We start from the raw sequence: 19,102 nt of genomic DNA, 5'->3' as shown, positions 1-19,102 counted from the left end.
CTCCCCGACATGTCGACGCTGACCGTCCTCGGTTCCTCCGGCGCCTATCCGCAGGCGGACAACCCCTGCAGTGGCTACCTTCTCGAACACGAGGGCGTCAGCCTCGTGCTCGACCTGGGCTACGGGACGGCCGGCCCGCTGCTGCGGCATCGTCCACAAGGGGCGGTCGACGCCGTCGTGATCACCCACGAGCACGCCGATCACTGCGCCGACCTGCACGCACTGATGCGCATCCGCCTGTACGGCTCCCCCGGCGCGCCCCGGATCCCGCTGTTCTGCACCGAAGGGGTCCTCACCCGGATCAACGGGCTCGACACCGGTGAGGGCCTGTCGCAGGTCTTCGACATCCGGCCGTGGCCGGAGACCGTCCACATCGGACCGTTCGAGCTCACGCCCTTTCGGCTTCCCCACCACGTCGGCGACTTCGGCGTCCGGTTGTCCACCCCCGCCTTCACGTTCGCCTACACCGGCGACACCGGACCGGATCCGGCGATCGCCGAGCTCGGGCGCGACGCCGACCTCTTCCTCGTCGAGGCGACGCACCAGGGTCCGTCGCCGTCGCCCGACACACGGAACCTGCTGCTCACCGCCGGTGAGGCGGGCCGTTTCGCGCGGGAGGCGGGCGCCCGCGGGCTGGCGCTGACCCACCTGTGGCCCGGCTCCGATCCCGCCGTCTCCCGCGAGGAGGCCGCCGCCGAGTACCCCGGCCCGATCCTCACGCCCGTCGCCGGTGACGTCATCGACCTCGTTTCGGCCTGATGTCGGACAGGGGTCATCCGGGTGGACACCGGCCCCCGCGACACACCAGAATGACGTGATGTCTGCTCTGCCCGACGGGTACCGCATCCTCCGCCCGACCCTCGACGACGCCGAAGCCGTCCTCGACGTCGTGCGGGCGCACGACATCGCCACCATCGGCGAACCCGACATCACCATCGAAGACATCCTCGAACTGATGGGTAAGACCGGCCACTCCCTCGACGCCGACGAATGGCTCATCGCCGACGCCGACGGCCGCTACACCGCCTGGGGCTACGTCGACGACAGCTACGGCGGCGAGCGCCTCCGCATCGACGTCTCGGTGCGCCCGGAGGAGGCCGGCCCGGTGACCACGGCCCTCGTCGAGGTGCTGCTGGGGCGGGCCGCCGAACTGGCCGCCGCCAAGGACCTCGACGGGATCCGCGTGCGGGCCTCGGCGCCGCACGGCGCGACGGGCCTGCGCGAGGTCTACGAGAACGCCGGTTTCGAACTCGACCGCTACTACGGCCGCATGAACTACGACCTCAGCGGCGACGAGCGGACCCCCGAGCCGCCCGAGGGCGTCGAGGTCAAGGTCTTCACCGAGCTGCCCGACCGCGACGAGGCCGCCCGGATCCACCACCGCATCATGGACAGCGGTTTCGCCGACCTCGACGACCACGTCAGCGTCGACTTCGACTCCTGGTGGGCCAACACCGCCGCCAGCGGCAACACCCCCTACGACGAGTGGCGGGTCGTGTTCGTGGAGGGCGAGCCCGCCGCGGTGCTGCAGACGGCCAACATCGGTGCCGCCGACAACGGCGGCTGGATCCGCAACCTTGTCGTGCATCCCGACTACCGGGGGCGCGGCCTCGCGCAGCTGCTGCTCGGGACGGCCTTCGCGCTGTTCGCCGAGAAGGGCCGCACGTGGGTGGGCCTGTCGGTCGACACCGGCAACTCCACCGGCGCCTTCAAGATCTACGAGAAGGTCGGGATGCGCCCGAAGTACATGATCGACGTGCTGAAGGCGTGGGTCCCGGTGTCCTCGCCCGCGCCGGGTTCCGCCGTGTCTTAATAGGCGCATGGATCAAGCACCGACCGTTCGGCTGAGCACCGCGGCCGGCCGCGGCGTGGTCGCCGCCGCCGTCCTCGGGTCGAGCGTGGCGATGCTCGACGGGACCGTCGTCAACGTCGCCCTCCCGCACATCGGCGCCGAGTTCGGCGCGCGGATGGACGGCCTGCAGTGGATCGTCAACGGTTACACGCTGACGCTGGCCGCGCTGGTGCTGCTCGGCGGTGCCCTCGGAGACCGCTACGGGCGGCGGCGGGTGTTCGTCATCGGGGTGATCTGGTTCGGCGTCGCCTCGATGCTGTGCGGGGTCGCGGTGAACACGCCGACGCTGGTCGCCGCGCGCATCCTCCAGGGCGTCGGCGCGGGCCTGCTGACGCCCGGTTCGCTGGCGATGATCCAGTCCGCGATCGCCCCGCGCGACCGGGCGCGCGCCATCGGCGCGTGGTCCGGGCTCGGCGGGGTCGCCGCGGCGGCCGGGCCGTTCCTGGGCGGCTGGATGGTCGACGCCCTGAACTGGCGCTGGGTCTTCTTCATCAACGCCCCGGTGGTCCTGATGGCGGTCCTGGCGACCTTCAAGTGGGTGCCCGAGAGCAAGACCGAGGGCGACGCCGACGGCCGTTTCGACGTCCTCGGCAGCCTCCTCGGCGCGCTCGGCCTCGCCGGGGTCACCTACGCGCTGGTCCAGACCGATCCGATAGGCCCGGCCATCACGGCCGGTGTCATCGGCGTCGCCGCCTTCACGGCCTTCCTGATCTGGGAACGCCGGACCGCGCGACCGGTGCTGCCGCCCTCGCTGTTCGCCTCCCGCCAGTTCAGCGCGATCAACGCCGCGACCTTCTTCGTCTACGCCGCCCTCGGCGGGGTCCTGTTCTTCCTGGTCCTCTACCTCCAGACCGTCGCCGAGTACACCGCACTCGCCGCCGGGGTGTCACTGCTGCCCTTCACGATCCTGATGCTGCTGTTCTCCTCGCGCGCCGGGGATCTCGGCGAGCGCCTCGGCCCGCGGCGGCCGCTGACGGTCGGCCCGGCGGTCGCGGCGGCCGGGACGCTGCTGTTCCTGCGCATCGACGCCGACGCGAACTACTTCACCGAGGTGCTTCCGGCGGTGTTGCTCGTCGGCATCGGCATGACGATCACGGTGGCCCCGCTGACCGCCGGCGTCCTCGCCGCCGCCGACCAGCGGCACGCCGGGGTCGCCAGCGGTGTGAACAACGCGGTGGCGCGGGCGGCGAGCCTGCTCGCGGTGGCGGCGCTGCCGCTGGTGTCGGGCCTGACCGGCAACGCCTATGAGGATCCGGCGGCGTTCACCTCCGGGTTCAAGGTCGCCACGCTGTGGTGCGCGGGGCTGCTCGCGGCCGGTGCGGTGGTGTCGTGGCTGTTCGTGCGGGATCCCGCGAAGGAGCCCGACCGGCTCCAGCCGACGGCGCACACGCACTGCGCGTATGACGCGCCACCCCTCGACCCCGGGCTGAAGCAGGAGGCCTGAGCGGGGTTTACGATCGCGATCATGAGCGATCTCCACATCCGGCCCGCGACGGTCGAGGACGTGCCCGCCATCGTCGCGATGCTGGCCGACGACATGCTCGGCAAGTCCCGCGAGGACGCCGCCGATCTCACGCCCTATCTGGCCGCGTTCGCCGTCGCCGACGCCGACCCGCACCAGCACATCGTGGTCGCCGAACGCGACGGCCGGGTCGTCGGGACCCTCCAGCTGACGGTCATCTACGGGCTGTCGCTCAAGGCGGCCACGCGCGGGCAGGTCGAGGGCGTGCGGATCCACCGCGACGAGCGCGGGACCGGTCTCGGCACGACCCTCATGGAGTGGGCCGCCACGCGCGCCAAGGAGCTCGGCTGCAGCCTGATCCAGCTCAGCTCCAACTCCGCCCGCACCGACGCCCACCGCTTCTACGAACGCCTCGGATACAGCGGATCGCATATCGGTTACAAGATGAACCTCTAGGTCCGCAGGCCCGCGGGCCGCGGGCGATCTTGGTACCTCCACAGTGGACCGCGTTCCGGTAGCGTCCGGTCCGAGCGAGCCCGGACGCGCCGGGCCGCGGCTTGGAGGACCCGTGCGCCCGACCACCGCACCCACGCCACCCCCTCGCCTGAAGGTCCGCGACCGGACGCTGTCCTGGGCGATCGGCGTGTCCCTGATCTTCGGGATGCTGTTCGGCGCGTTCCTGCTCGGCGACGTCCGCCCGGCCGCCGCCGCGCGGCACGACGTCGAGTGCACCAACACCGCCGGGGACGGCACCACCACCGGCGACTCGAAACTCGTCCAGGACATGATCAACGCCTCGGCGCCCGGCGACGAGATCGTCATCTCCGGGACCTGCCTGCTGGTCAGCACCCTCGAACTCGCCGACGTGCGCACCTACCGCGGCGACGGGCGCAACGCCACGATCCTGCGCCAGGCCGACGGCCGCAACCTGCCCGCGCTGGTGTCCACCGACACCTGGACGAAGAACCAGGACTGGGTCAACACCGGCGTGCGCGTCGAGCGCCTGACCATCGACGCCAACGCCCCCGCCAACACCGGTACGCACGGGCTGGTGCTGAAGGCCTGGGACAGCCGCGTCTACGACGTCGAGATCCACGCCGCCGCCGGGGACGGGATCCACATCGACAGCCGCTCGGCGAACGGGACGCCGCTCAAGGACGGGCAGACGATGGTCAACTCGATCATCAGCGACTCCTACGTGCACCACAACGGCGGTGCCGGGATCCGGGTCAACGACCCGGGCAACGCCGTCACCGACTGGATCCTCGAACGCAACTGGATCGAGGAGAGCGGCGGCTCGGGCGTCGACCTCGACAACGCCGCCGGCTGGCAGATCCGCAACAACCATCTCTACGGCGTCGGCGTGCACGCCATCAGCGCGCATCGCTGCTACAACACCGGGATCAGCGACAACTACGTCGAGGACTTCGGCGGGCAGGGCACCCCGAGCGAGTGGTATTTCGGGATCCGCTGCACGCTTCAGGAGGACGTGTCCAACGCGATCACCGGCAACCGCGTCAACCTGTTCACCAGGGACGGCGGACCTCCCCCGCTGGGCACGCACATCTACATCGGACTCGACGGCGTCAACGGCGGCGGCGCCGGGAACGCCACGGTCACCGGGAACTCGGCGATCGGGCACGGGACCGCGCTCGACGTCGGGCTCGGCTACTACGTCGGCGACGGCGGTTCGCTGACCGTGGTCTCGGCGGGGAACCTCATCTCCGGGATGGGCAAGGAGATCGACACCGAGGGCAGCGCCGACGTACACGTGAGCGACGGAATCTAGCCCCGGCCGAGCACGCGCCGACCCGCGCACGGCGGTCCTTTATGGACCGTCGCGTTTCTTCGGCGCCGTAGGTACTCAAAAGTTCCCCGGTCGGTTTCCAAGGTCGGACATTCAGGGGATGGCCGCGATTCCCCGGAAGGTCATAGTGTCGCAACACGCATGTCACGTGTGGGCGTCTTTACTCGGTGAATTCCCAGGGATCGACTGTGACCGCTATCGAAGCAAAAGGATTGTCCAAAGTCTTCCCCGACGGCACCGTCGCCGTCGACGACTTGAACCTGACGGTCGACAACGGCGAGTTCCTCGTGCTCCTCGGGCCCTCGGGCTGCGGGAAGTCCACCGCGCTGCGCATGATCGCGGGCCTGGAGGATCCCTCCGCGGGCGAGGTTCTGCTCGACGGGGAACCGGTCGGGAACGTACATCCCGCCGATCGCCAGATCGCGATGATCTTCCAGAACTACGCGCTCTATCCGCACATGACGGTCGGGGAGAACATCGGCTTTCCACTGCGCTTGAGAAAACGCGCGCAGAACGATATCGACGCTCAGGTCTCCCAACTGGCAACGGTTCTCGATATCACCGACACACTCGGCCGCAAACCCGCGCAGTTGTCCGGCGGACAGCGCCAGCGGGTGGCGATGGGCCGGGCTCTCGCCCGCAAACCCCGGATCTTCCTGATGGACGAGCCACTGTCCAATCTGGACAGTGGACTGCGGGCGCAACTGCGGGCCGAGATCTCCGGCCTCGTGCGCGAACTCAAGGTCACCACGGTGTACGTGACCCACGACCAGACCGAGGCCCTGACGATGGCCGACCGGATCGCGGTGATGCGCAACGGGGTCCTCCAGGACGTCGGTACGCCCAACGAGGTCTACCACCATCCGGCGACGGCCTACGTCGCCGCTTTCCTCGGCACACCGCGGATGACGCTCGTCCAGGCCCGGGTCATGGCCCACCTCGACAAGCGGGTGCTGCTCCAGATCGGCGAGCAGTCCATCGACGTGCCCGGCCACGACGTCACCGCCCACATGCTGCGGCACTACCACGGCGAGGACATCATCGTCGGGTTGCGGCCGGAGGCGCTGCGGCTGCCCGACCCGGCCAGCCAGGACCCGATCCTGCACACGCGCGTCAAGCACCTGGAGCACTCGGGCCACGAGTCGCTGGCGCACCTCGACGTCGGCGCGACCGCCGCGCCGATCGAGATGACCGAGGCGACCCCCCGGCCCGCGCCGAGAACGGTCAAGCGCGGCCTGTTCCGCCGTCGCGAGATCCAGGCCGTCGCCTCGCATCCACCGCCGGCGGCGCCGGGCCAGGAGCGGCACCTGCAGCGCCCGATCGACCTGACGCTGCGGCTCGCGCCCTACCCGCGGCTCGGTCCGGGCGACCGGATCAGCGTGCAGATAGACACCCGCCAGCTGCACTTCTTCGGTGACCGCGGCGAACGCATCGGCGCCGGGCAGCAGGTGCGCACGGCACCGCGGCGGGCCTAGACGTTGGGGCCGCGCGGTGGCGGAACTGACGCCGTCGCCGCGCACGGCCCCCGTGCCGGGTCTCACGGTCAGGGCGTCCGCGTCTCCTCTACAGTGCTGCGATGACCATGAAGCCCGTGCTCCAGCTGACCGTCGACTGCGCCGATTCCGAGCGGCTCGCGGTGTTCTGGGCCACCGCCCTGGGATACGACGTCGAAGCCGCGCCGGCTCCGTTCGCCACCTGGCGCGCGTACTGGCTCGCGCGGGGCCTGTCGGAGGAGGATCTGGGCGAGGGCGACTGCAGCGACTCCGTCGTGGATCCCACCGGCGCCGGGCCGCGGATCTGGTTCCAGCAGGTGCCGGAGGCGAAGACCGTCAAGAACCGGCTGCATCTCGACCTCGGCGTCGGCGGAGGGCGCGACGTTCCGTTCGCCACCCGCAGGGAGCGGGTGCTGGCCGAGGTGGCGCGATTGGAGGCCGCGGGTGCGTCGCGTCTGCGCCTCACGGACGCGGAGGACGCCAACTCGTTCACCGCCCTGATGGGCGATCCGGAAGGCAACGAGTTCTGCGTGCACTGACCCGAAACGCACGAGAACCCGACGGCGGCGCCCTCTTAGACTCGCGCCCATGAGCCTTCGACTCCTCGGCGCCAACCCCTGCGTGACCCTCTACGACGACGGCACGGCCGTCGCCTACGCGTCCCTGTGGCGCTCCGACTGGTCGGAACAGGGCGGCACCGGCCACGTCATCGTGTTCGGGCGACCCGGCCGCATCCGCGTGCTCGGGGCCGACCGGGACCTCTCGGTCTGGCTGGCCGAGTCCTTCAACCGGCACCTCAAAGGCGTCAACGGCGCCATCCCGTGGAGCGAGCCGGAGTACACCGTCGCCCCCGTCGAGTGGGATCTCGACCTGTCGACGGGTGTCCGCGCGGCCGCCGACGACGTCGAGGTCGAGATCACCGGCCCCTTCGACCGCATGCTGACCCGCGACGACGCCTATGACCTGGGCGGCACGACCAACGTCCTGTCGACGGTCTGGATGCCGTGCCGCGCGGGGACCATCAGGGTCGGCGGCGAACTCGTGCCGGGCGCCCCGGAGGTCGACCTGGAGGCGCCGATGTCCTCGGCGTTCATCGCCGAGGCCGAGGTGTGGGGCTGGACGACCGGCGAGCGCGGTCCGGCCGCGACGACGCCGGGCGTCTCCTGACGTTCAGGAGAGGTCGGCGGCCGCAGACCAGGAACCGGAACCCCCGAAGACCTCGTCATGGGCCGAGACGAGGGCCGTGCGCACGGCTCCGGCGAGGATCGGGTTGTCCGACAGGGCCGTCGGCCGGACCTCGGTGCGCACCAGGCTGATCACGGTGAGGCGTTCGGCGACCCGCCTGGCCAGTTCCCCGCCGCCGTGCCGGCCGGTCTCTCCGGCGAGGACGACGAGGCCGGGGTCGAAGACGACGACGGCGGCCGCGGCGCCGAAGGCGACCCGTTCGGCGAGTTCGTCGAAGAAGGCGGCCGCGCCCGAGGCGTGCGCGGCGTCGAGGATCTCGCCCGGCCGGTCGCCGGGGATCCCGTGCCGTGCGGCGAGGTCGAGGACGGCGGGGAGGCCCGCGAGGTCCTGGAACCCGCCGGTGCAGGTCTCGACGCCGGGCAGGTCGGCGGCGTTGACGGGGAGACGGCCGAGCTCGCCGGCCGCGCCGGAGGCGCCCCGGCGCAGTCTTCCGCCGATGACGACGGCGCCGCCGATGCCGCGGTCGAGCCAGATCAGGGCGAAGTCGTCGTGTCCGGCGGCGGCGCCCTTGTCGTGCTCGGCGATGGCGGCGAGGTTGACCTCGTTCTCGACGACGACGGGCACGCCGAGCAGTTCGCGGAGGTCCGGGAGGGGCACGGCGGGCCAGCCCGGAAAGGCCATGCCGCCGGTGCGGGGGTCGACCATGCCGGGCGCGCCGATGACGAGGTTGTGCAGGTCGGCCAGGGTGACTCCGGCGCGGCGGGCGGCGTCGGCGGCGGCCTGCCGGATCGTCTTCTGGAGGACGGCGCCGGGGGCGAGGGCGCGGCGGGCGGTGGCCACGGACTTGCCGGTGAGGTCGGCGACGACGGCGGTGACCGCGTCGTGGCGGACGTCGACGCCGGCGACGTGGGCGTGGTCGGCGACCAGGCCGTAGATCTTGGCGTTGGGGCCGCGACGGTCGGCGCCCTCCTCGCCGACGGCCTCGACGAGGCCGGCTTCGCCGAGGCGGTCGAGGAGGTCGGACACGGTCGGGCGGGACAGGCCCGTCAGCTCGCGCAGGCGGGGCGCCGACAGGGGGCCGTGGGCGATGAGAAGGTCGAGCGCGACCCGGTCGTTGATCGCCCGCGCCAGGCGCGGCGTCGCCGTGCGAACCGTCATCTGAATCCTCCTCGATAAGGACTAGTCATCAGGGAGCCTACCTGTTAGTTTTGCCGGGCTCGGACACCCCGCCGAGCGAGGCCCGAAACAGGAAGGTCCACCGTGGAACAACCGATGACCAGGCGCGACCGGGTCACGATCACCATGGTATTCGCCGTGCACGGCATGGTCGGAGCCAGCTTCTTGACCCGCGTCCCCTGGCTCGCCGAACGGCTCGACCTCAGCAACGGCCAGCTCGGCATCGCGCTGGTCTGCCCGGCGATCGGCGCCTTCCTGACCATGCCCCTGACATCGGGGATCGTCCACCGCCTCGGCGGCCGCGCGGCCACCCGGCTGCTGATCGTGCTGTGGTGCGCGGCGATCAGCCTCCCCGCGCTCATGCCCTCGCTGCCCGCGCTCTGCGCGGCCCTGCTGCTCCAGGGAGCCGCCGCCGGCACCGCCGACGTGGCCATGAACGCCCAGGGCGTGCAGATCGAGCGCGGCCTCGGCCGCTCGATCATGTCGAGCCTGCACGGGTTCTGGAGCGTCGGCGCCCTCGCCGGCGCCGGGATCGGCGCGGCCATCACCTACGCCGACGTCGACGCGCGCATCCACCTCGCGGGCATGTCGGCGCTGCTGATCGGCCTCGGCCTCTACTACACCGGACGCCTCCCCGAGGCGGCGACGAAGTCCGACGACGCCAAGCCCCCGCGTTTCGTGCTCCCCGGCAGGGCGGTGATCGGCGTGGGCATCGTCGGCTTCTGCGCGGCCTTCATCGAAGGGGCGGCGCACGACTGGACGACGGTCTTCGTCGCCAAGGTCACCGAGTCGAGCCAGGGCACCGCCGCGCTCGCCTTCAGCTTCTTCGCCGCGACGATGGCGGTGACCAGGATCGTCGGCGACCTCGTCGTGCAGCGCATCGGTCCGGTGTGGACGGTGCGGGCCAGCGGGGTCTCGGCGATCGCCGGGACCGTGATCGTCGCGCTGTCACGCGATCCCGCACCCGCGATCGCGGGCTTCGTCCTCATCGGACTCGGCGTGGCCGTCATCATTCCCCTCGCCATATCGGCGGCCGGTCGGGCCAGCGCCGTGCCGAGCCAGGCGATCGCGGGCGTCGTCACGATCATGTACCCGGCGAGCCTCTTCTCGCCGGGGGCGATGGGCGGCGTCGCCGAACTGACCTCGCTCCCCTGGTCCTTCGTGATGCTCGGCGCGGTCGCGCTGGTGATGCTCGGTCTGGCCGGCGCGGTCCGCGAGAAGAAGGCGGCGCCTAGCGGCACCGGCGAGCCCGCGCTGTCGCAGCCATGACCCGGATCACCCTTTTTAATAGGCAGGGTCACTGATAGTTTTGCCTCAAAGCCCACCCCGCCCCCTGGGAAGTCGACCATGGACCATCGGCGCACGCGCATCGCCATCGCCCTCGTATTCGCCGTCCACGGCACCGTTTCGGGCAGCTTCGCCGCCCGGCTGCTGTCCATAAAGGAGGGTCTGGAGGTCGGTTCCGGCCTCCTCGGGGCGGCCCTGATGGCGCAGGCGCTCGGCGCCTTCGTCGCGATGTCGATGGCCAGCAGGCTGATCCACCGCTTCGGCGCCAAGGGCGCGCTGCGGGTGTCCATGGTCGCCTGGCCGCTGGCGCTGCCGCTCCCGGCGCTGATGCCCAACATCTACACCTTCGCCGCGGCGATGTTCATCATGGGAGCCGCGGCCGGTACCTCGACGATCACCACGAACGCACAGGCGGTCGTCGTCGAACACGAGGTCGGGCGCTCCATCATGACCGGCCTGCACGGCATGTGGAGCGTCGGCAACCTCGTCGGCGCCGGGCTCGGGGCACTGGCCATCCGCGCCGACCTCGACCCGCGCGTCCACTTCGCCGCCCTGGCCGTCGTGGCGCTCGGACTGGCGCAGCTCTCCTGCTCGGTGCTTCCCGCCGACGTCCCGGTCGCCGACGCCGCTCCCCCGCCGCCGCGTTTCGCGATCCCGGCCAAGGCGATCGTGGCGATCGGGCTCGTCGGCTTCTGCTCGTCGTTCATCGAAGGCGCCAGCCACAACTGGACGTCCATCTACATCAAGGAGATCACCGGCTCGACCGCCGCGGTCGCCGCCCTCGGTTACACCGCGTTCGTCGCGGCCATGGCCGCCGCGCGGCTGGTCGGCGACCTCGTCGTCCGGCGCGTCGGGCCGGTCGCCACGGTCCGGACCGGAGCCTCCCTCGCCGCGCTCGGGGCCCTCACCGTCACCCTGGCGACGCATCCGGCCGTCGGCGTCATCGGCTTCGTGCTGATCGGCGGCGGGGCCGCGGTGACGATCCCGCTGGCCGCCGCCGCGGGCGGACGCGTCGGCGCGACCCCCGCGCAGGGCGTCGCGGGCGTCATGACCATCACCTTCACCGCCGGACTCATCGCGCCCACGACCATCGGCGGCATCGCCGACGCGACCTCGATGCGCGTGTCCTTCGCGCTCGTCTGCGCCGTGGCCGTGACCATGGCGGTGCTCGCGACAGCACTGGGGCGGCGGCGGGCTCCCGAGGTCGTGAAGGCGGCGTAGGGGTGGGGGTGCGTGCGGCAGGTGTCGCACGCACCGACACGTTAGCCGGAGTGCCGGGAGTCGACCCGCGACTCGCGACTCGCGTGGGCAACCCGGCGGGCAACGCGGCACCGGCGGGCGGCTGCGGCGGAACGGCGGTTCCACCCGCCCCCGATGCATCCGCATGAGTCTCCGCGCCCGCCACCCAGCGGCACACCTCAGCCGAGGTTCGGGGTTGTGCTGCGACGCGCGGCCATCTCCAGGCGACCGCGCCCCCGGAGAGCCGCCCGCGGGCGCTCCGGCGACCGGCACGCCACCGGCGGGGGCGCGACGAAAGGCGGTTCCACCCGCCCCCGATGCATCCGCATGAGTCTCCGCGCCCGCCACCCAGCGGCACGTGAGCCGGGATGTCCGGCACTGTCCCGCGACCCGCGATCCGTGTGGGCACCTGGACCGGCTGGCACGCCGCCGGCGGGCGGCCGCACCACCCACCGAGAGCGCGAGCCGACACAGCACCGGCGGCCAGGCCGGTGAGAGGACGCCCCGCCCGAAGTCGTGGAGGCGGCGTCACCGCGTGCCGCCGCCCGGGCGCGAGCAGGGCGGCCCATGCGACGCCGCACCAACGCACGCCGGTGAAGCGCCACGGCGGAAACAACGCGGCCGCACGGATCGACCGGCGACAGCGGGACAGTCGACACCGCGCCGCGTCGCGCGGAGTGGGAAGGCCGGACCCGAGAAGTCGGCGCGAGCTCACGCGCCCCGCAGCATCCGAAGCCGCGCGGCCGCAGCCCTCAGCCCACGGCAGCGGCAGCGGCAGCGGCAGCGGCAGCGGCAGACTCGAACCCATTCGCCGCACACGCCGGGTCCACCAGGCCTCCCACTACGAGACCGCCGAGAGCGTCTCCTTCCGGGCCGAGAACCACCCGCCGCCCCACCGAAGACTCCGCCCGCCCGAGGCCACCCGGCGGCGGCCCCTGAGGGCCGACCCGAAGATGTCACCTCGTGAACCGGGCCCCGATCGAGCTCGCCGCCCCACCGGCCACTCCGCCGAGGTCCCCTACCGGCGGCATCCGTGGCCCGGCTGGCGAGCTCACCTCGTGAACCGAGCCCCGATCACGCTGACCGCCCCACCGGCGACTCCCCGCCCGAAGCCACCCGGCGGGAGCCTCTGACGGCCGACCCGAAGATGTCACCTCGTGAACCGGGCCCCGATCGAGCCCCCGCCCGCCACTCCACCGGGGACCCCGACCGCCGGACATCACCCGGTGCGGCATCCGTGGCCCGGCACGCGAACTCACCCCGCGAGCCGCACCCCGATCAACCCGGCCGCCCGCCGCCCCACCGGCGACTCCCCGCCGAAATCCACCCGGCAACGGCACCGGAATCCGAGCCGCGAGCCCGTCCCACGAGCCCACCCCGCAAACCCCCACCTACTCCTCGCTGTATCGCTTGTGCAGCTCCACCGGCTTCTCCGCCTCCGCCGCCCGGCGCGCGCGCCTGGCCGACACCGTGATGTTGAGCAGCTCCACCGCCAGCGAGAAGGCCATCGCGAAGTAGATGTAGCCCTTCGGGATGTGCAGCTCGAAGCCGTCGGCCACCAGCGTCATACCGATGAGCAGCAGGAAGGCCAGCGCGAGCATCTTGATCGACGGATGCCGGTTGACGAATCGCCCGAGCGGCCCCGCGGCGACCAGCATGATCCCGACCGAGATGACGACGGCGGCGACCATCACCCAGATCTCGTCGACCATCCCGACGGCGGTGATCACCGAGTCGAGCGAGAAGACGATGTCCAGCAGCATGATCTGCACGAGCACACCGCCGAACGAGGCCGCGCCCTTCGGGTTGTCGTGGCCCTCCTTGGCCTCAAGGCTGTCGTGGATCTCGAAGGTGGCCTTCGCCAGCAGGAAGAGGCCGCCGAGGATCAGGATCACGTCACGGCCGGAGATCTCGTGGCTGAAGACGGTGAACAACGGCGCCGTCAGCTTCACCACCCACGACAGGGTGAGGAGCAGCAGCAGCCGCATGATCAGGGCGAGGCCAAGGCCGATCTTGCGCGCCTTGTCCTGCTGATGCTCCGGCAGTTTGCCCGCCAGAATCGAGATGAAGACGATGTTGTCGATCCCGAGTACGAGTTCGAGCAGAACCAGACTGACGAACCCGGCAATGACGTCGGCGGACATCCGGCCTCCCTGGGAATGTTGGGAACAGGGTAGGCCATTCCGGGCCGCAACTCAGCGACTCGCCGATCAGCTCGGACTCTTTACAGTAAGCACTCTTTAGTGCATACTGACGCCACCAACCCCCCCCAAACCATCGAAAGGTGCACCATGACCGGCATCGCGGCGCGCCAAGATTCCAGCCCCGACCCCTTATACGCCCCTTCCCCCACCGGCGCCCGCGCCGCCGCCTCCCCGGCGGCCGCACGGGCATTGGCGATCGCGCGGATCGCGCTCGGCTGGGTCTTCCTGTGGGCCTTCCTCGACAAGCTCTTCGGCTTCGGCCATCCCACCCCCACCGGCAAAGGCTGGCTTGACGGCGGCAGCCCGACGGCCGGTTACCTCTCCGGCGTCGACGGCCCCTTCGGCGGCCTGTTCACCTCGATGTCGGGCCTGCCCTGGGCCGACTGGCTCTTCATGGGCGGCATGGCCGGACTCGGCGTGTCGCTGGTACTCGGCATCGGCATGCGCCTGGCCGCGATCGGCGGCGTCCTGCTGCTCGGCTCGCTCTGGGCGTCCTCACTGCCGATCGCCGCCAACCTGTTCCTCGACCAGCACCTCGTCTACCTGCTCACCATCATCGGCCTGACCCTCGCGCGCGCGGGCGACACCTGGGGTCTGGGCCTGTGGTGGTCGCGCACGGGCCTCGTGCGCAAGCTGCCCATCCTGCGGTGAACGACGGGGCCCGGGCCACGCCCGGGCCCCTCCAAGGAATTGACAGAGTTGCATGAATTAAGGACTGTGCACCCCGATCCTCCTAGACTTGACCTCGTCGATGACCGCTACGGGGAGACGAGAGGCGGGAGTGACATGAGCAGTTCTGCGACGGGCCACGAGCCCTGGGAGACGACGGAGAACGCCGCCGACGCCGCCCCGAACCCGGCGGACGTGAACGTCCCGCCGACCGGCGACACCGCCCGCGACTCCGCCGGCACCGAAGGCATCTCGGCCATCAACACCACCGCCCGCGACGCCGCCGCGAAGGCCGAGTCCGCCCGCGAGGGCGCCGACGAGGCCGCCGAGCGCGCACGGGCCGCGGCCGACGAGGCCACCGAACGGACACGGAACGCCGCCGACGAGGCGAGAGCGGCCGCGACCACCTCCGTCGCCACGCCGACCGCGGACACCGCCGCCGCCACGGCACCCGCCGCGGGCGCCGTCCCGGCCGCGGGAGTGGTCACGCCGGCCGCCGTCACCGACACCGGCGCGGGCGGCGAGACCGTCCCGATGCACGAGATGACACTCGGCATGGCCGTCACCTCGGGTCCCGGCCGCTTCTTCTTCGGACTGGCCCGCATCCTGCTCGGCTGGGTCTTCTTCTGGGCCTTCCTGGACAAGCTCTTCGGGCTCGGTTACGCCACCGAGTCGGCGAACTCCTGGATCAACGGTGGCAGCCCGACCAGCGGCTACCTCAACGGCGTCGACGGTCCGTTCGCGAGCTTCTTCAACTCCATGGCCGGACAGGCCTGGGCGGACTGGCTGTTCATGATCGGCCTCGCCGGGATCGGCCTGGCGCTCATCCTCGGCATCGGCGTCTGGCTGGCCGCGCTCACCGGCACCGTCCTGCTGGTGTTCATGTGGATGGCCTCGCTGCCGATGACGCAGAACCCGTTCCTCGACGAGCACCTCGTCTACGCCGTCGTGCTGCTCGGCCTGGCCTTCGTCCGGGGCGGCGACACGCTCGGCCTCGGCAAGCCGTGGGCGCGCTCGGGCCTGGTCCGCGCGCTGCCGTTCCTTCGCTGAACACCGCGTCCCGCGCCATATCCGCCGCCACCCGAGGGGCCGGTCCGTCACGGATCGGCCCCTCACCACGCCGCACCGGACGTGTCCGCCATGCGACATAGCCTAGTACTCCTATATGAACAGTAGGGTATTGCCGGGCGCGATCCGTGCGCCTATGGTCAAGGGAAGCTCACCCAGAGTCGACAGGGAGCCGCGCATGTTCAACGCACCGACGGCCGACACCCGCACCCCGACCGCCCACGAGGCGCTCACCGAAGAGGAGGCCACGCGGCACATCGCCGAGTCGGCGTTCCGCACCGGCCCGCCCGCCACCGTCGGCGTCGAGCTCGAATGGCTGGTCCGCCCCACACACGACCGCCTCTCCCGCACGCCGCCCTCGATCATCGACGCCCTGCTCAACGAGACCGGCACGGCACCCCGGCACGGCCATGTCACCTTCGAGCCCGGCGGTGCTTTAGAACTCAGCTCGCACCCGGCGAACGGACTCGCCGAGTGCCTCCGGCGCACCTCGGCCGACCTCTCCCGCGTCCGCGCGGCCCTCGACGCACTCGGGATCCGGCTGCTGGGCAGCGGTCTCGATCCCGAACGCCCACCCCGGCGGGTCGGGCGTTCACCGCGCTACACCGCGATGGAGCAGTTCTTCGACCGGAACGGCCGGGCCGGGCGCTGGATGATGGCCAACACCGCCTCGGTGCAGATCTGCCTCGACGCGGGTCACGAACGCGCCGGCACCCTGGGCTTCCGCGAGCGCTGGCGACTGGCGCACCGGCTCGGCCCGGTACTGGTGGCGGCCTTCGCGAACTCCCCGATCAGACTGGGCGAACCGGCGGGCTGGAAGTCGATGCGGCAGTCGGTGTGGTCGCGGCTCGATCCGGGCCGCACGGCGCCGGTCGATCCGGGCGATCCGCGTGACGCGTGGGTGCGCTACGCGCTGTCGGCCGACGTGATGATGATCCGCTTCCCCGACCGGCCGTGGCTCGTGCCGAGGGGTCTGTCGTTCAGCGAATGGATCCGGGCGGGCGTCCCGCGCAGGCCGACGATGGACGATCTGGAGTACCACCTGTCGACGCTGTTCCCGCCGATCCGGCCGCGCGGATACCTGGAGCTGCGGATGGTCGACGCGCAGCCCGGTGACGGCTGGACGGTGGCGCTGGCGGTGGCGACCGCGCTGCTCGACGACCCCGTCGCCGCAGACGAGGCCTCGGCGGCCCTGGAACCCTTGTGGGAGCGCCCTTCGGTGGAGACACCGTGGTGGCGTGCCGCGAAGCACGGGCTCGCCGACCCGGAGCTGGCCGCGGCCGCGCGCGGCTGCTTCACGGCCGCCGTCGAGGCACTGCCGCGCCTCGGCGCGGGGTGGAGCGTCACGACGGCGGTCGAGGAGTTCACCGCCGACTATGTCCAACGTGGACGGTGCCCGGCCGACGACGCTCTCGACGCGCTCGGCATCGGGTGACGGCCATCCGCCTCGCCGGGCCCGTCCATCGTGGACGGTGCCCGGCGGTGGTTCAGGACCGGGTGACGCTCACCCGCCCCTTGCCGTCGAAGCGGTAACCGACGCCACGGATGGTCGTCACCAAGGGGAAACGGTCGTCGATCTTCGCGCGCAGCCGCCGGACGTGGACGTCGATGGTGCGGCGCCCGACATGGGCGTCGCCCCATACCGACGTCAGCAGCTGCGCCCGGCTGAAGACCTGCCCGGGGTGCTCGGCGAGGTAGAGCAGGAGGTCGAACTCCAGCCGGCTGAGCGGCAGTTCGGCCTCGCCGAAGCGGACCACGCGCGAGTCGGGGTAGATGTGCACGTGGACGCCGGGGTCGACGACCGGCGCCTCGGCCGGCGCGGTCGCGTGCGGTTCGGCGGCGCGGACGGTCATGGTCACCGCGCCGAGGTGGGCGATGTGCCCCCGGGCCGCGTCGAGGGCGGCGAGCAGCTCCTCGTTGAGCGCCGACCCCTCCGCCGACAGCTCGATGGTCACCGTGAGCCCGGATGTCGGAGCGGGCCGCACGGGAGTCGGCAGCGGGCGCGGTGGAGTGGCGACACGGATGGCCGGTGGGTGTTCGAGCTGGATGGTCATCGGGATGTTCCCCCTGATCAGGAGCGTTTCGCGCGGCGGCGGACGCGGGCGCGCGGACTCGGGAAGGCCGCGGTCGCGGCCGATGGCGGGCGCGGTTCAGCGGCGGCCGGGGCGACAGGCCCGGGAGCCGCGCGGGCACGTTCCGGCGTCCATCCGCTGCTCGGATGGCCCGGTGTCGGTGGCGCCCCTGCTCATGGCGCCACCATATCCTACTAATCCGATAGGATTCAAGGGTGGATGGCGCCGGTCACGGCCGAGGTGCGTCCACTGAGGACTTCGGAGCGGGAGTCCCACGCCCGCCGCAGCAGTTCCCGCCGCAGCCCGGCACCGCCACCGGTGTGCGCGCATACCCAGTCCAGCTCCTCGCTCAGCGTGGTCCCGAAGATCCCGGGATCGTCGCTGGAGACGACGTAGGGCAGGCCTTCGGCCTGGAAGCGGTGGACGGGATGGTGCGCGGGGTCGAGGATCCCGCCGATCCGCAGGTTCGAGGTCGGGCAGACCTCGACCACCGCGCCGGCCGCGCGCACGCGCGCCATCGCGTAACGCTGCCGCAGCCGCACCTCGGCGAGACGCGCGACGTCGTAGACGACCGCGACGGTCGCGTCGGCCGGGCCTTCGGCGAGCGCGGCCCGTTCGGCCAGCAGCGCCTCGGCGTCGACGAGCACACCGGCCGTCGCGAGTCCTTCGGCGTGGGCGAGGTCGTAGTCGATCTGGTCGAGGCGCTCGGCGGCCGACTCGGTGCGCGTGTGCTCGCCGTAGACGGCGGGGTCGATGCCGAGGGCGATGGCGTGCCCGAGCCGGTGCGCGCCGAACTCGGCGGCCTGCTGGACCCAGCGCACGGCCGACTCCAGGCTCTTGTCGGTGAAGCTCTCGCCCACGTGGTGCAGGACGGCGAGGGCCCGTTCGGGGTGCGCGGTGTTGAAGGCGGCCACGGCGGCGAACAGCCGCGCGAAGTTCTTCGGCGGGTGCCCTTCCTCGACGTGGCAGAAGTCGATGCCGACGATGGTCTCCCCGCGCGGGCCGAGGGCGAGCTCCTGGACGCGTTCCCAGCCGGGCCAGGGGTCGGCGCGGTCGAGGGACAGGACGAGTCTCTCGTTCGGGCCGAAGGAGTCGAGGAGGGTGTCGATGATGACGGCGTTGACGGGCAGCCGCAGGTCCTCGCCGAGCAGGCAGCGGATCTCGGCGTGGCCGATGCCCTGCCGGGCGTGGTCGGCACGGATCCCGGCGGTGAAGGCGGCGACCTCGGCGGCGATGTCGGTGAGCGAGCCGCGCCGCCCGGCGACGAGGGAGGCGATGAACAGCAGCTGGAACTTCGCCGAGAAGCGCGCGAAGTTCCCCGCGTCGGCCTCGCCCATGACGAACAGTTCGGCGAAGGCCGCCTCGGCGGACGGATCCCCGGCCCGGTGGCGTTCGATGAGCTCGCGGGCGGCCGGGACGGTCCCGTAGGCGTCGCTCATGGCCTGTTCGTACCCGTCCCAGGTGAGCAGGGCGGGGTCGGCGGCGACGATGTGGCGCAGCAGGTCGGCCGGGCGGATGCATCCGTAGAGGTGCAGGTGGAGTTCGACGAGGTCGCCGCGTCCGTGGGGTGGAGCTTCCATGGTGGTGA

At 71.6% G+C, this 19,102-nt stretch carries 17 protein-coding genes; 13 read left to right on the top strand and 4 right to left on the bottom strand.

All coding sequences use genetic code 11. The features are described from left to right. The first annotated feature begins 9 nt into the window (after positions 1-9). The 8 genes from HNR73_RS29355 to HNR73_RS29320 all read left to right on the top strand — a co-directional run bounded on the left by HNR73_RS29355 (position 10) and on the right by HNR73_RS29320 (position 7,781). Positions 10-759 carry an MBL fold metallo-hydrolase gene (locus HNR73_RS29355; protein ID WP_184790914.1) on the top strand — a complete coding sequence of 250 codons (750 nt, stop codon included), beginning with the start codon at positions 10-12 and terminating at the stop codon, positions 757-759. Between the two features lie 58 nt (positions 760-817). Next, on the top strand, positions 818-1,813 hold the full coding sequence (locus HNR73_RS29350; protein ID WP_184790913.1) for a GNAT family N-acetyltransferase: 996 nt from the start codon (positions 818-820) through the stop codon (positions 1,811-1,813). A gap of 7 nt (positions 1,814-1,820) precedes the next feature. Beyond that, positions 1,821-3,296, top strand: a complete 1,476-nt coding sequence (locus tag HNR73_RS29345; RefSeq protein WP_184790912.1) for an MFS transporter — start codon at positions 1,821-1,823, stop codon at positions 3,294-3,296. 21 nt (positions 3,297-3,317) lie between these two features. Continuing rightward, positions 3,318-3,770 (top strand): GNAT family N-acetyltransferase, encoded by a 453-nt coding sequence (locus HNR73_RS29340; RefSeq protein ID WP_184790911.1) that lies wholly within the window; start codon positions 3,318-3,320, stop codon positions 3,768-3,770. 112 nt (positions 3,771-3,882) lie between these two features. After that, positions 3,883-5,103: a right-handed parallel beta-helix repeat-containing protein gene (locus HNR73_RS29335; RefSeq protein ID WP_184790910.1), complete on the top strand. Its 1,221-nt coding sequence runs from the start codon at positions 3,883-3,885 to the stop codon at positions 5,101-5,103. A 206-nt stretch (positions 5,104-5,309) separates the two neighbouring features. Further along, entirely contained in the window at positions 5,310-6,596 is a 1,287-nt protein-coding gene (locus tag HNR73_RS29330; protein WP_184790909.1) for an ABC transporter ATP-binding protein, read from the top strand. Positions 6,597-6,697: 101 nt separating this feature from the next. After that, entirely contained in the window at positions 6,698-7,153 is a 456-nt protein-coding gene (locus tag HNR73_RS29325; protein WP_203686330.1) for a VOC family protein, read from the top strand. Between the two features lie 49 nt (positions 7,154-7,202). Then, a complete protein-coding gene (locus HNR73_RS29320) occupies positions 7,203-7,781 on the top strand; it encodes a hypothetical protein (RefSeq protein ID WP_184790908.1) in 579 nt (192 codons plus the stop codon). A 3-nt stretch (positions 7,782-7,784) separates the two neighbouring features. Here the strand turns inward: HNR73_RS29320 and HNR73_RS29315 are convergent, their stop codons facing one another. Beyond that, complete coding sequence (locus HNR73_RS29315) at positions 7,785-8,957, bottom strand: ROK family transcriptional regulator (protein WP_184790907.1); 1,173 nt, start codon at positions 8,955-8,957, stop codon at positions 7,785-7,787. Between the two features lie 114 nt (positions 8,958-9,071). Between HNR73_RS29315 and HNR73_RS29310 the strand changes: the two genes are divergently transcribed. Both HNR73_RS29310 and HNR73_RS29305 read left to right on the top strand, forming a co-directional pair. Next, a complete protein-coding gene (locus tag HNR73_RS29310) occupies positions 9,072-10,244 on the top strand; it encodes an MFS transporter (protein WP_184790906.1) in 1,173 nt (390 codons plus the stop codon). Positions 10,245-10,322: 78 nt separating this feature from the next. Then, positions 10,323-11,483, top strand: a complete 1,161-nt coding sequence (locus HNR73_RS29305) for an MFS transporter (RefSeq protein WP_184790905.1) — start codon at positions 10,323-10,325, stop codon at positions 11,481-11,483. A gap of 1,409 nt (positions 11,484-12,892) precedes the next feature. Here HNR73_RS29305 and HNR73_RS29300 read toward each other — a convergent pair. After that, complete coding sequence (locus HNR73_RS29300; RefSeq protein WP_184790904.1) at positions 12,893-13,645, bottom strand: TerC family protein; 753 nt, start codon at positions 13,643-13,645, stop codon at positions 12,893-12,895. A gap of 147 nt (positions 13,646-13,792) precedes the next feature. Here HNR73_RS29300 and HNR73_RS29295 point away from each other — a divergent pair, with 147 nt between their 5' ends. The 3 genes from HNR73_RS29295 to egtA all read left to right on the top strand — a co-directional run bounded on the left by HNR73_RS29295 (position 13,793) and on the right by egtA (position 16,877). Beyond that, positions 13,793-14,356 (top strand): DoxX family membrane protein, encoded by a 564-nt coding sequence (locus tag HNR73_RS29295; RefSeq protein WP_184790903.1) that lies wholly within the window; start codon positions 13,793-13,795, stop codon positions 14,354-14,356. A gap of 498 nt (positions 14,357-14,854) precedes the next feature. Further along, the gene (locus tag HNR73_RS29290) at positions 14,855-15,424 is read left to right on the top strand and encodes a DoxX family membrane protein (protein WP_373316620.1); all 570 of its coding nucleotides are present in this window, start codon (positions 14,855-14,857) and stop codon (positions 15,422-15,424) included. A 196-nt stretch (positions 15,425-15,620) separates the two neighbouring features. After that, complete coding sequence (egtA, locus tag HNR73_RS29285) at positions 15,621-16,877, top strand: ergothioneine biosynthesis glutamate--cysteine ligase EgtA (RefSeq protein WP_184790902.1); 1,257 nt, start codon at positions 15,621-15,623, stop codon at positions 16,875-16,877. A 52-nt stretch (positions 16,878-16,929) separates the two neighbouring features. On the opposite strand, the gene HNR73_RS40960 is transcribed toward egtA, so the two are convergent. Both HNR73_RS40960 and HNR73_RS29275 read right to left on the bottom strand, forming a co-directional pair. Then, positions 16,930-17,496, bottom strand: a complete 567-nt coding sequence (locus tag HNR73_RS40960) for a winged helix-turn-helix domain-containing protein (RefSeq protein ID WP_184790901.1) — start codon at positions 17,494-17,496, stop codon at positions 16,930-16,932. A gap of 227 nt (positions 17,497-17,723) precedes the next feature. Further along, the gene (locus HNR73_RS29275; protein ID WP_184790900.1) at positions 17,724-19,094 is read right to left on the bottom strand and encodes an amidohydrolase family protein; all 1,371 of its coding nucleotides are present in this window, start codon (positions 19,092-19,094) and stop codon (positions 17,724-17,726) included. Positions 19,095-19,102 lie beyond the last annotated feature (8 nt).

It is taken from the genome of Phytomonospora endophytica (genome assembly GCF_014202425.1).
In the GTDB taxonomy this organism is placed as follows: Bacteria; Actinomycetota; Actinomycetes; order Mycobacteriales; family Micromonosporaceae; genus Phytomonospora; species Phytomonospora endophytica.
This window is presented reverse-complemented; position numbering and strand designations above follow the sequence as displayed.